The 12,502-nt window shown below is 55.2% G+C and carries 9 protein-coding genes; 6 read left to right on the forward strand and 3 right to left on the reverse strand.

Going from position 1 to position 12,502, the window contains the following annotated elements; all coding sequences use genetic code 11:
- Positions 1 to 11 precede the first annotated feature (11 nt).
- The 4 genes from Pla52nx_RS30240 to Pla52nx_RS30255 are packed head-to-tail and all read left to right on the forward strand — an operon-like array spanning position 12 to position 6,774.
- Positions 12 to 1,961, forward strand: a complete 1,950-nt coding sequence (locus Pla52nx_RS30240; RefSeq protein WP_146523149.1) for a hypothetical protein — start codon at positions 12 to 14, stop codon at positions 1,959 to 1,961.
- Between the two features lie 23 nt (positions 1,962 to 1,984).
- On the forward strand, positions 1,985 to 3,109 hold the full coding sequence (locus Pla52nx_RS30245) for an AAA family ATPase (protein ID WP_197455058.1): 1,125 nt from the start codon (positions 1,985 to 1,987) through the stop codon (positions 3,107 to 3,109).
- Positions 3,088 to 5,568: a DUF5682 family protein gene (locus Pla52nx_RS30250; RefSeq protein WP_231742725.1), complete on the forward strand. Its 2,481-nt coding sequence runs from the start codon at positions 3,088 to 3,090 to the stop codon at positions 5,566 to 5,568. The genes Pla52nx_RS30245 and Pla52nx_RS30250 overlap by 22 nt, the downstream gene beginning before the upstream one ends.
- Positions 5,569 to 5,580: 12 nt before the next feature.
- The gene (locus tag Pla52nx_RS30255) at positions 5,581 to 6,774 is read left to right on the forward strand and encodes a VWA domain-containing protein (RefSeq protein ID WP_146523147.1); all 1,194 of its coding nucleotides are present in this window, start codon (positions 5,581 to 5,583) and stop codon (positions 6,772 to 6,774) included.
- A 146-nt stretch (positions 6,775 to 6,920) separates the two neighbouring features.
- On the opposite strand, the gene Pla52nx_RS30260 is transcribed toward Pla52nx_RS30255, so the two are convergent.
- From Pla52nx_RS30260 to Pla52nx_RS30270, 3 genes are all read right to left on the reverse strand, one after another.
- Entirely contained in the window at positions 6,921 to 7,622 is a 702-nt protein-coding gene (locus Pla52nx_RS30260) for a hypothetical protein (RefSeq protein ID WP_146523146.1), read from the reverse strand.
- Positions 7,623 to 7,693: 71 nt separating this feature from the next.
- Complete coding sequence (locus tag Pla52nx_RS30265) at positions 7,694 to 8,626, reverse strand: hypothetical protein (protein ID WP_146523145.1); 933 nt, start codon at positions 8,624 to 8,626, stop codon at positions 7,694 to 7,696.
- Between the two features lie 129 nt (positions 8,627 to 8,755).
- On the reverse strand, positions 8,756 to 9,214 hold the full coding sequence (locus tag Pla52nx_RS30270; RefSeq protein ID WP_146523144.1) for a hypothetical protein: 459 nt from the start codon (positions 9,212 to 9,214) through the stop codon (positions 8,756 to 8,758).
- A 378-nt stretch (positions 9,215 to 9,592) separates the two neighbouring features.
- Between Pla52nx_RS30270 and Pla52nx_RS30275 the strand changes: the two genes are divergently transcribed.
- Complete coding sequence (locus Pla52nx_RS30275) at positions 9,593 to 10,171, forward strand: RNA polymerase sigma factor (protein ID WP_146523143.1); 579 nt, start codon at positions 9,593 to 9,595, stop codon at positions 10,169 to 10,171.
- 131 nt (positions 10,172 to 10,302) lie between these two features.
- A complete protein-coding gene (locus Pla52nx_RS30280; protein ID WP_146523142.1) occupies positions 10,303 to 12,408 on the forward strand; it encodes a protein kinase domain-containing protein in 2,106 nt (701 codons plus the stop codon).
- Positions 12,409 to 12,502: the final 94 nt, after the last annotated feature.

The following is a 12,502-nucleotide window of genomic DNA, read 5'->3' on the forward strand; positions in this document are numbered from 1 at the left end:
GAACGTTGCCGATGTCAATCACCCTGCTGCATCAAGTCTTTGACGAGACTCGTCGCTTGGCGATCGCCGGCAGTGGACTCGCCGAAGACGACTTTCGCCTCAAGAAACTGATCGAACCACTAAGAAAGAGCGGCCAAAAAGCACCGGTGTTTGCAAAGGTCGCTGACGCCGCCCAGCGTTTGATCGATGCCAAACCCAATGATTCGGCAACCGCTCTCTTGGATCTGTCGTCTCTGGTGATGGCAATCTTGTACACGCAAGGTGAACTCGGAGGCAGCGGGAAACTGCACAAGATCCAACCCGTCGGGATCTCATTCACCAGCACGCAAACACCCGCGAGGCTTCTCAAGCCGGTGATCGAAGCTCTGACGACAACCGGTTCGGGTCGCATGGAGATCGTTCGCGAGGCTCATCAACGCGGCGTCTTTGAGGACCCCAGGTTGGTCAACCATGCCATCGCTGCGTTGGACGATGTGTACGCCGAGCTGGCAGATTTTATTGAGCAAAAGGTAATCGTGGGCTACGCAGCCGCCATCGTCCCCTTGATCGAAAACAACATCAAAATCTCGGGGCGAGGAGGCGATGCCAGACGCCTGCGTTTGCTACATCGCTTGGCTCCCGAGAAAGCGAGGCCCATCGTCTTGGAGGCGTTTGAAAAAGGCTCCAAAGAAATGAAGATCGCCGGCCTTGCTTGCTTGGGAGATTCCAAAGAAGACTTGGAGCCGTTGATCGAACAAGCGTCGGCAAAATCCGTCGACGTTCGACGCGTCGCCGTGCAACGCTTGGTGAGATTGGATGTCCCCGAGTCCAACACAGTCCTGGAAGCCTGCTTGGACGGAAATGATGGCCACAATTTTGCGCACCTGTTTCGTGCCAGCAAGAGCAAGAACTTGCTCGATGCGATCCTCAGCCGCTGGGATTCGGCGCTAGAGAGTCTGCTCGGGATCGACCCCAAATCACGGCCCAAACCGGCCGAGAAAAAGATGCTGGAGCAGCATCTCCTGCGTCTCCACTCGCTCTCCATGGCCATCCCCTATCGCGCAAACCATGCAGTCGAGAAAGTCACTGAGCAGGTGCTGGATCTTTCAGATCGTTTGATGCATTACAAAAGTGGTTTCGCCGATGGAGGAGACTTGATCTCATGGGCCGCGGGTTGGATCACGGCTTGCGCTCGAAAGCCGCTGCAAAAGAAACTTGCATCGATGCACGCGACCATCCCCATGGTCGCCTATGACGAATGTCTGCACGCCGCCATGGAAACCATGACCCCCAAAGCGTTCTACGAAGCGTTCTCACCGATCTACAACGAAGCCGTCACGAGGGAGGCAAAAGGCAATGCAAAAGTCACCGCCAATCGGACGAAATCGCAACTGCGTGATTGCCGAGAATCTCTGACGAGATGCCTGGAGGAGAGATCGCCACTGCACGTCTATCGTGATCGCTACAGCAACGATGACGATCGCGCTGACATCCGCCAAGAGGACGAAGGTGTGTACGCGCGCGAGAACAGCCAAACCGCGGTGCAACTCGATCCACGCTGGGTGAAGGATGCCATCGCCAGAAACGACTATCCGCTGTTGCTGATGATCGCGACGCCGAAAAACACCGACGCGATGAAGTACTTGATCGACAAGGCGGACGCAGGCATCAACGATCCCAAACAGGACGACTACCATTTGATGCTCTTGCTCAAGAAACTCGCGATGTGCAAAGTCAAGCAGGCTCCCGACTTGATCTTGCGATTTCTCGGCAGCGTCAGTGACTCACGCAAAAAAGGGAACAAACCCAAGTACGGCTACCGATCGCTGTACTGGCTCGGCGAATCGTTTCCTTACCTGTCCGCCCCGCAGTGCAAGCAGATTCAAAACGCTCTGGAAGGAATGCATGACAGTGTTGTCGATGAAGTCCTCGTCGCGATCGCGCGATCCAGCGACAAACGAAACAAGTTGAGCAAGACATGACCACAAGGACGAGAACCTGACCGATGGCAAAAAAGAAACCTTCCTCCTCCAGCGACACCGTGGCGAACGATTCGATGCTGCGCCAGCCCGCCGAAATCGCCTTTGCCGAAGAAATCGACGCGTTGATCAAGGCCGACAAAGATCCCAAGCCGACCGGATGGAGCATGTCGCCGCGCAGCGTCCTGAAGTACATCGTGGGTGGAGATGTTGGCAAGCTGAAGATTCAACCCAAGTACGTCGGGAACGATCGGATCGTGCAAGTCGCCATCTCGACGTTGCTCACCGACCGAGCGTTACTGTTGATCGGCGAACCCGGCACCGCAAAATCATGGCTCAGTGAACATCTCGCCGCGGCCATCAATGGTGACAGCACCAAAGTCGTTCAAGGCACGGCGGGAACCACCGAAGAGCAGATCCGCTACACTTGGAATTACGCGATGCTGATCGCTCACGGACCGAGTAACGACGCTTTGATCAAGAGTCCGATTTATCGGGCCATGGAGTCCGGTACGATCGCTCGTTTCGAAGAAATCACTCGCTGTGCGTCCGAAGTCCAGGATGCCATGATTTCACTGCTGAGCGAAAAACGTTTGTCCGTCCCCGAACTCGCCACGGAGTTGCCCGCGGCAAAAGGCTTTTCGATCATCGCGACTGCGAACACGCGTGACCGTGGCGTGAACGACATGTCGGCCGCGCTGAAACGTCGTTTCAACGTCATCGTGCTGCCCACTCCCTCGAACATCGAAACAGAGATCGAAATCGTCTCCAGTCGTGTTCGCGACCTTGCCAGTAGCTTGGACTTAAACGCTGAACTACCAGACGCGGACACGATCGAGAAGATTGTCACGATCTTTCGCGAGCTTCGCGACGGTCAAACACTTGATGGAAAGAACAAAGTCAAAACGCCTTCGGCCGTTCTTTCCACTGCCGAAGCCATCTCGCTGCTGGCCGGCAGCATGGCACTGGCGGGAAACTTTGGCGACGGGACCGTTGCCGCTCACGACATGGCAGCCGGGTTGCAGGGTGCCATCATTCGCGACGAGGAAAAGGATGCCATCGTGTGGCAGGAATACCTGAAAAACGTGATGAAGAAACGTGGCAGTGATTGGCGAAGTCTGTACAACGCGTGCAACGAACTCAACGGCTGAGCGCATTGATGGCCAATGAAAGTCGAACCGCCGACACACGCCTGTCACGCAATGACGTTTCCGTGTTCGGCGTACGCCACCTCTCCCCCATGGCGGCGTTTCAACTGCGCAAGCACCTGGATCAGGTTCAGCCGACCATCGTGCTGATCGAAGGGATGCACGATGCAACCGATCTGATCGACGACATCGTCCGTCCGCAAACCAAACCGCCCATCGCGATCCTCGCCTACAGCCAGTCGGTCCCCGTTCGCACACTGGTGTACCCGGTTGCACGCTACAGCCCAGAGTACCAGGCACTCGCTTGGGCAGACGAACACGGAGTCCCGTCTCGCTTCATCGATCTGCCCTCCGAAGTCTTCCTGGCCCTGCAAGACCAGATGATGCGACGTTGGGAAGAAGCGATCGCCAAAGAGACTTCGGCGAGCGAAGAAGAGACTGACCCGCCCGAGGAACTCGCTGAACCGGATGTTGCAGCGGAACCGCCATCCGCGATCCAAGTGCCGGTTCGCCGCTCGGTTTATTCGCGAATCGCCGAGCAGGCCGGTGAGGACGACTACGAATCCTTTTGGGAAAGATACTTCGAACACTTGGAGATCGACGGTGGCTATCGATCAGCCGCGTTGGAATTGGGAAAACAACTTCGCCAGACCGAGCAAAGCGAACAGGAAAACTCAGCGGATGCCCGCGAAAACAACAACCGAGACGTCGCCGAAAACCTGATCCGTGAATCCTTCATGCGTCGCTGCATTGACGCGGCGATCGCCGAAGGTCACCAACCGCAACGGATCGTCGTGGTCGTCGGCGCGTTCCACGCCAGCGCGCTGGGTGACGAGCTGGACGCCATGACGGACAGCGAGCTGGAATTGCTGCCGCGCTTGGATTGCAAACGCACGCTGATGCCGTACTCCTATTTCAAACTCTCGTCACAGTCCGGCTACGGCGCAGGCAATCACGCTCCCGCCTACTTTGAAATGCTGTGGGAATGTCTGACCAACGCGGACAACGGGATCGACATCGGTGTCAACCAAGTCGCCCCACGCTACCTGACCAATGTCGTGAGACAATTGCGGGCCAGCGGCACACATCGCTCGACCGCGGAAGTCATTGAGTCGGTTCGATTGGCAAGGGTGCTCACGTCACTCAAGCACGGTCACGCTCCGGTTCTGGCCGATTTGCGAGACGCTGCAACTGCGGTGATCGGACAGGGGGATCGCCCGTTGCTGGCCGAGCCCATGGCGAGAGTCGAGGTCGGGACCGCCATCGGATCGCTGCCCAAAGGCGTCAGCCAAACCTCCATTCAAGATGACTTCAACGAGAAACTCGGTTCTTTGAAACTGGAAAAGTATCGGGCGACGACGAAGTCCGACTTGACCCTGGACCTGCGAGAAAACCGACACGCGAAATCAGAGCAGGCTGCTTTTCTGGATCTCAATCGATCCACCTTTTTGCAGCGACTCAGCTTGCTGTCGGTTCCATTTGCATCGCCCGCGGCGTCCCACCAAAGTTCTGCCACCTGGGCGGAAAACTGGCAATTGCAGTGGTCACCCGAAGCCGAGATCGCGTTGGTCGAAGCGGTCCTGTTGGGCGAAACCATCGAACTGGCATCCGCGTTTCGATTGAATCAACTGATCGAGGAATCGACCAACGTCAACGACGCCGCCAAATTGGTCGCGGTGGCGGTGCGATGCGAACTGTTGCCGGGAATGCTGGCCGCGAAATCACAACTCCAAGCTCTGGCCGCTCAGGCATCGTCGATCGCGGACGCGGCATCCGCTGCATTTGAATTGATGCAGACCATTCGCTACGGAGATGTTCGACGTTTCGATCCCGCGCCCTTGATTCCACTGATGGGCGAGCTGTTCGTGCAAGCCTGCTTGGGACTGGTGGCATCGGCACAGTGTGATCAGACAGCAGCGAAACGCATCGTCGCCGCCATGGATCAACTGAATCAAGTCGCCCTGCAGTACGATGACGTGGTCGACGAAGCCTTGTGGGTGGAGCGTCTCCATGAACTTTCCTCGCGTGATGATCGCAATCCCACGCTGTCGGGTTACGCCTGCGCGATCTTGCTGGAACGCTCCCAAATGGACAGCGAGGAGTTGTCACGCGAAGTGTCTCGACGACTATCGCCGGGTGTGGCGGCCGACTTGGGAGCGGGTTGGTTCGAAGGTCTCGCAGGTCGAAACCGATACGCTCTGCTAGCTCGCCAGTCGCTCTGGAAACAACTCGATGCGTACATCGGCGATCTCGACGATGAACAGTTCACGCGGTCCGTTGTCTTCCTGCGTCGTGCGTTCGGTGCCTTCAGTGTCGCGGAAAAGCGAGCGATCAGCGAAAACTTGGGCGAGGCTTGGGGCACCGGTGCCGACTTGGCCAGCGAAGTCCTAGAGCAACCCCTCAGCGAGACCGAGCAATCGCAGTTAGATGAGTTGAACGAATTTGATTTTGATGATTTCTAGCGGTGAGGAACGATGCAAACAATCGATGAAGAACAAGTTCGACGTTGGCGATTGATCCTCGGAGCTGATGCAGAATCGGAACTCGGCAATCAATGCGGCACCGGGGTCTGTCCCACGCTGTCGGATGATCAGCGACTGATGGATGAAGCATTGGCGGCGATCTATGACGAATCACAAGACGGCTCATCAGGAAAACGCTCTGCAGGGCTGGGTGGTTCCTCACCGCGAATGGCCAAGTGGCTCGGTGACATTCGGAATTACTTTAGCGAAGACGTGGTTGCGGTCATCCAAAACGATGCAATTGAGCGCAAGGGACTCAGGGAACTGTTGTTCGAACCAGAGATGCTCAAAAACGTCCAACCCAATGTGCAACTCGTCGGCACACTGATGTCACTCTCCGGACAAATCCCAGAGCGAACCAAGGAAACGGCCAGGATGGTGGTCCGCGCGGTCGTTGATCAAATCAAACTGCAGTTGGAGCAAAAGATTCGTCAAGCTGTCACCGGTGCCCTGAATCGTAATGACCATTCCCCGATTCCCAACGTCAGCTCGATCGACTGGAAATGGACGATTGGCAGGAACCTCAAGAATTACAACACCGATCTGCAGAAACTGATTCCCGAGCGCGTTTACTTCTACTCGCGAGCCCAACGAAGCAATAGTTGGACGGTGATCGTCGACATGGATCAAAGCGGTTCCATGGCGGACTCCGTCGTCTACGGTGCCGTGATCGGCTCTATCTTTGCAAGTCTGCCGGCTCTCAAGACTCACGTGATCGCGTTTGACACCGAAGTTGTCGACTTGACCGAACAATGTGGGGACGATCCCGTCGACATGTTGTTCGGTGTTCAACTGGGTGGCGGAACCGATATCAACAAGTCGGTCGCCTACTGTGAATCGTTCATCACATCGCCCAATGAAACCCTGTTCATCCTGTTGACTGATCTTTTTGAAGGCGGAAATCAAGCACAGTTGGTGCGGCGTTTGGAAGACATGGTCGCCTCAGGCGTCAAGGTACTCTGTCTGCTTGCGCTGTCTGACTCCGGTGTGCCGTACTTCGATGAGCGTCTCGCAAAGAAACTCGCGGACTTAGGAATCCCTTGCTTCGGCTGCACCCCGGACCATCTCCCCGCGTTTGTGGAAGGAGCCTTACGAGGAAACGACCTCCACGCCCTCGCCGACCGCATCAAGCACACCGCGAACTGAATCTGGTTCCGCCAGGCCATCGTTTCATTAAGGACACTTCCGCCGCAAATGCCGTAGTGGATTTCGCCAGAAATCCTGTGCAGAAGGAATTCGTGCGAATCCCATTACCATGTGCACTAGTGCGCTATGAGAGGGCGAGATCGTCCTTACTTCGCTTTGGACTCCAACCGCCAGATTTTGACATCGTCGATGTGTGTGGCGTTTCCGTTGACGGTGAAGTGGACGCTTTCTTTGGTGGGGTGCGCGATGCCCGGCGATTTCAAGACTCCTATTTCTTTGCCATCGAGTGTCACTCGCATCTGATCACCAAGGATCTCGATCGTCATCTCGTACCAGCGATCGGACTTCAAGTCCACCGCCGCGGCGACTCCACGTCCGATCAACAACTTGTCCGCCGCAGATTTCTGCTTGGGGTCTCGCCGCATGGCAAAGATATCGTTGCGCATCACGCCTTCTTTGTCGTCACCCAATCGAATCTGTTTGGGTGCAACGGCGACCCGACAGATGTGTCCCGCGTGAGAACCTTTGTGATTCTTGTCGTCGAACACGATATTGAACCGAGGGGAACCAGCCAGCTGAAAACGAAAGGACACCAAGCAGTCCTGCATGGGCAGATACACTCGCCCCACCGAACCATGATCGGCTCGATCCTGCGTCCCCACTAAAACACCCTCGCTGATTTTGAAACCCGGAATGATGACCTTCCAAGGCCCCAGTTCCGTCCGCTCAAAATCGTCCTCAAACAACAACTCAGCTTTCGTCCCCAAAGCATGTCCTGGACCGTCGTCTGCAAAACAATGGGGCATCCACAGGCTGATGAGTAGGAACAACAAAAGAAATCGATTCATAGGATTCATAGAATGGTCATGCAGGATACGACTTGGGAAACAACGCGACTAGTTTAATCGCTCAACAAAGTCTATTTGCGTTGACTCTCCATCCACACTGCGTACTCGCTCGCGGTCACTTTGTCATCACCATCTGTATCTGCTTCACTCGGGCTCATGAGCATGGTTTTCCATTCGTCCTGAGTCAAACTGCCATCGTGATTCAAATCGTAGCGCCCGATGAGCCGCTCGGCGTAACTGAAATATTTCGAATCAATGGCACCCTGACTCTGAACGAGGGCACGTCTGTCACTGAAACCGCTGAGCAGGTGGTTCAACGCATGAAGGCCAGTTAATTTCGTGGCACGATCATCCGATTTGGCGGCATCCACGATCAGCGGTAGCACTTCCAGGTTTTCCTTGACGGTTAGTTCCGCAAGAGAACACATGATGGGTGTTGCGTCGCCCTTTCTTAAGTATTCAGGCAACACCCGCGTCAATTCACTAGGAAATCTACGCAGCATTGCGACCAAGGCAGCAGTGGGTAGGCCGTCCTGCTTGAAATCCCCGATCGAAATCGCACCGGCGTGCCGCTGAGTTTCTTCTGCGAACTCATTCGCGTACTCAGCAAACAATGGCAATATCAGGTTCACGCATTCTGTGCCAGTCAAAGTCGAGTACGGAATCATCTCGAGAGCATACTCCAGTTCTTTCTGTCGCCCTTCATCTCCCTTGTTGCCACCGAACGCTTCACGAATCCTTTGGTTGAATCTCTCGTCGCGGTACTTCCGCTGCTTCAGGATCTTGATCGCTTGATGATGGCAATCTGAACTTCGATCCAGTGCATCACTGATCACGATCTCCCTCAAAGCCTCCGCCGCGTTGACCAGTACCTCAGAAGTCCCATCGTTGGCAGCGTCGTCGTCAATAGGAGCGTCTGCAGCTGGCTCATCAGCGTAAAGGACGGATCCATAAAGGGGGAAGCTAAACACCGACAACAACAGCAGGAATACAAGTCGCAGCATGGCTTTCCTCAGACGAACAGCGAGTATGAGTGTTTCAACGAAGACCACGATTAGCCACCAGCCATTCAAAGCGACGTCACGGGGCCTTCGAAAGGGTGCGAAGGTCGTTTCTAATTCAAAACGCGGCAGCTATGGGGCTGAAAACACACTTGCGATCATAAAAAGACTTGAAAGACTAGATGTTCCGATCCCCAGTAAGGCACCGAGTCGCCACCCCGCTGCCGCCCTGGGCAATCGAAAAAAGGCGACGAGGAACAAAATGAGACTCACGGGGCCAGCGCAGACGACCATCCAACCCGCGATGACGAGAAACTTGTCAACGAACCCGACTCTCAACTTGAGTATCGACGCCAGTTGATCCGGAGTCAAAGTCGCCAATTCCTCAGGCGGCGTCGAACAGCGAAAGGTCGCTTCACAAACGGGACATCTCAGAACGGTCTCGTGCGTGACCCAAATGGCAATCAGTCCGTACAGTTTGTCTCGCGTTCGAAAACGAAAGGCATCGGTCTCGTTGCATTCATTGCACTTCGGGCAGCACAAAGTGACTTCAGCGGAACCGACGAGCAATCGTTCTTGATATACAGACACAGATGAGGAATCCAGCGAGTGAAGCAAGCAGTACGCAGTGGCATTCTATACGACAACGCAGCACTCTCGTCATCCTTGCAGGAGTTGCTCGGCTCATCATTGTACGCTGTAGCAGCTGCAGGTGGTCACCAACTGTTCGCCGTTTCCCTCAAACGCACTCTGGCGTGCGATGAAGGCAGAAAGTTGCATTCGCACACTCGTTAGACGACAATCAGCAGATCAGGTTCCTCTACGATGGATGCAGTTCATCATTGAAACCAAGTATTGAGAGGATGTAAATCGGTTGATTTGGGGCAAGACAGGAGCCATTCAAGTCTTCTGTCTGTTTGAAAGATTCATCCAGCGAACGCGTTTCACATTAAAGGCGGAGAGCAAGAGATGGCAAGTTCGCTTGAAAGCACGGTCTCCTCAGGCACACTCCAGCGTGCACGGGCTCAGGAAGACGCGGCCTGGGAGTCACTGGTTCGGCAGTACACGCCGAAGGTCTATCGCTGGCTCAGGCAGAATTCGATCGCCCCGCAAGACGCGGCGGACTTGGTTCAAAATGTCCTGATACAGCTTTTTGTTTCGCTGCCTCATTTGGAACGCGACCGCGAGCAGGGCAATAGCCTAAGCGCATGGCTCTTCGTCGTCACCCTGAACACGGCCCGGGATTATTTCCGCGGTCAAGCTCGCATTCCCGATGCATTGGGGGGATCCGACGACCATCGCATCAGTGATGCTGTCGGCATCGACGAGACTCCTAGCGAAGAGCTGATTGCAAAAATCTGCCGTCTTTATGAAATTTTGGAGTTGGTTCGTCGACGAGTCGAGCCCAAGACTTGGCTGGCGTTTTGGCGTTTGGCCGTCGACGGGGATCCCGCGGCTGAAATCGCCGCGGACTTGGGGATGACCCCCGGTGCGGTGCGACAAGCCAAATTGCGAGTCATCGAGCTACTACGAGAAGAAGGGCTTTAAGGAACCGCGTCGAACCGATCGAGAAATTTTTGCGTGACGGGGTTCGTTATTCCAATTGGCACCATGGAGCTCTGGCGGGATTGAGCTGTTGCGGGCAATGGAATACGAGTATCAAAAACGTGGGAGCGGAAATGTCGGATACCAGTGAACCGCAAGATCGAACGGGCAAAGCAGGTTTGTCTGCTTTGTTGACCAGCATGGGTGAATCGGAATCGAGTGGTGCCTTTGCAGCGGAATCGGAATTGCAGCAGGCCATCAGTCGCGGTTTGCGAATTCCAGAAACTCTTTCAGGCTCGCAGTCGGCTGACCATTCTCGGATCGCGAGGGGAACACAGATCGGTCAGTACGAGATTTGCGACTTCATCGGTTCAGGGGGGATGGGGAGCGTCTATCTCGCTCGCCATGTGCACTTGGGTACCTCCGTGGCGATCAAGTTGCTCTCGCAGAGGCGGGAAAGTGACACCCACGCCGTTGCCCGGTTCGAGCGTGAAATGCGTTTGCAGGCCAAGATCGACCACCCCAATGTCGTCGCAGCGATCGACGGTGGAGTCGACGACAATCGGTACTATGTGGTGATGAAACACATTCTAGGACACGATGTCCATCGAATTGTCCGTCAACTCGGGCCGTTGCATCCCGGAGTGGCGTGTGAGATCGTCCGACAGGCGGCGCTGGGGTTGTCGCATTTGCACCAAAGCGGCCTGATTCATCGCGACATCAAACCGGCCAATACGCTGGTCGGGCTCGACGGAGTGGTTCGCCTGATTGATTTTGGACTGGCTCGCGTGGACAGTCAGCAGGAGTCACTCACCAAAACAGACCACATCGTGGGCACGTTGAGCTACATGGCGCCCGAGTTGATCTCTGGCCGAGAAGGTATTTCAAGGCAGTCAGATCTCTATTCGCTCGGCGCGACGTTGTATTTCCTGCTGACCGGCAAGCCACCTGACCGGCGGCTTTTTTCATCGACAGATTGGCGAGATCCCGAGCTACACAGTGATTCGATGTCACCGAAACTGTACGCGGTGATGGAGCGGTTCTTGTCGCACGAGCCACATCAGCGTTTTGAATCAGCGACCCAAGCGGCTGAAGCGTTGAATTCGCTGACAGATAAAGAGGCTTTTGCCGCATTGCTGGACGAGCTGCGTCGTCAGCCACAGTGGAGAGAGGGTCGTGAGTTCACCTCGCCATCCGATTCGTCGGTCGAGCATTCCACCAACAAAAACCGTGGCTCCGATTTGACTCTGATCGGCAAACACAATCAGGGTGGCAGCCATTCGGTTGCCGAAGCCATTGGTGATGGTGGTGCGCAGAAGGGCCGCTTTCGCCATGCAGGATTGCTGTGGGTGGCACTGACAGTTCTGGCAATCATCACTGCTTCGGCCGCGTATCACTTCGCTGACAACGAGGACGTGATCCTTCCCGACCCCAACGTGGGATTGACCCAGAACGTTGACCAACCTCCGGTCGACGCGATCACAACCCAAGTGCCGCGAGCGGAATCACAAATGGAAGCACTGCACCGCAAAATGGCTGAATTCTTGGTCGCCCGCGGCGCAGAACTTTACCTGTTTCCCTCCAAGACGGTACGCAGCATCGATCAATTGCCTGCGGAACCCTTTATCTTGCTGAACATCAAGGCCAACGAGCGAGAGATCACCGACGACGACTGCAAAAAGTTGGCCCAGCTAACTGGCATCAAAGCGTTGCAATTGGGACGCAATCCGCTTAGTGACTTGGCGTTGGAGCACCTCGCCGGGCTTGAACGACTGCAATGGCTCTACTTGGGTCAAACCGCCATTACCGACGCAGGTGTGATCCACCTGTTACCCCATCGCGATACGCTGGAGACGATAGACATTCAATCGACGGCAATCACTGATCAAGGCGTCGCAACTTTGATTGGCTTTGAGAAATTAAGGGAACTATTCCTGGCAGACAATGCCATCTCAGACCGTTCGCTAGACGGTTTGTCGCGTTTTCCGTCGTTGAAGCGATTGGATTTGTCGGGCACTGAAATTTCAGACGATGGATTGCCACAACTTTCAGAACTTCCCTCGCTTGAGTACTTGCTCTTGGACCGGACGATGATTTCGGATGCAGGTCTCGGGATCATTGGTGACCAGTTAGCCCTGAAGACACTGTCGATCAAATCGACTTCCACCACAGAGGCTGCGGTCCAGCGACTGCGAAAAACGTTGCCCGAATGCCAGATCACCTGGACATCCTCCCAGTAACCCAGATCGCAAACGTTCAGCGGTTCTGAATTTCAAGAACATCGACCCTAGCGACCTGTCGTTTTGTACAGGCCCTAGTTCATCAGGTTCTCTG

The organism is Stieleria varia (assembly GCF_038443385.1).
GTDB classification, from domain to species: Bacteria; Planctomycetota; Planctomycetia; order Pirellulales; family Pirellulaceae; genus Stieleria; species Stieleria varia.

What these genes read in the sequence shown, in the direction of transcription:
- Pla52nx_RS30240 (WP_146523149.1), top strand. Translation starts at nt 12, where the DNA reads ATGTCAATCACCCTGCTGCATCAAGTCTTTGACGAGACTCGTCGCTTG.
- Pla52nx_RS30245 (WP_197455058.1), top strand. Translation starts at nt 1,985, where the DNA reads ATGGCAAAAAAGAAACCTTCCTCCTCCAGCGACACCGTGGCGAACGAT.
- Pla52nx_RS30255 (WP_146523147.1), top strand. Translation starts at nt 5,581, where the DNA reads ATGCAAACAATCGATGAAGAACAAGTTCGACGTTGGCGATTGATCCTC.
- Pla52nx_RS30260 (WP_146523146.1), bottom strand. Translation starts at nt 7,622, where the DNA reads ATGAATCGATTTCTTTTGTTGTTCCTACTCATCAGCCTGTGGATGCCC.
- Pla52nx_RS30265 (WP_146523145.1), bottom strand. Translation starts at nt 8,626, where the DNA reads ATGCTGCGACTTGTATTCCTGCTGTTGTTGTCGGTGTTTAGCTTCCCC.
- Pla52nx_RS30275 (WP_146523143.1), top strand. Translation starts at nt 9,593, where the DNA reads ATGGCAAGTTCGCTTGAAAGCACGGTCTCCTCAGGCACACTCCAGCGT.
- Pla52nx_RS30280 (WP_146523142.1), top strand. Translation starts at nt 10,303, where the DNA reads ATGTCGGATACCAGTGAACCGCAAGATCGAACGGGCAAAGCAGGTTTG.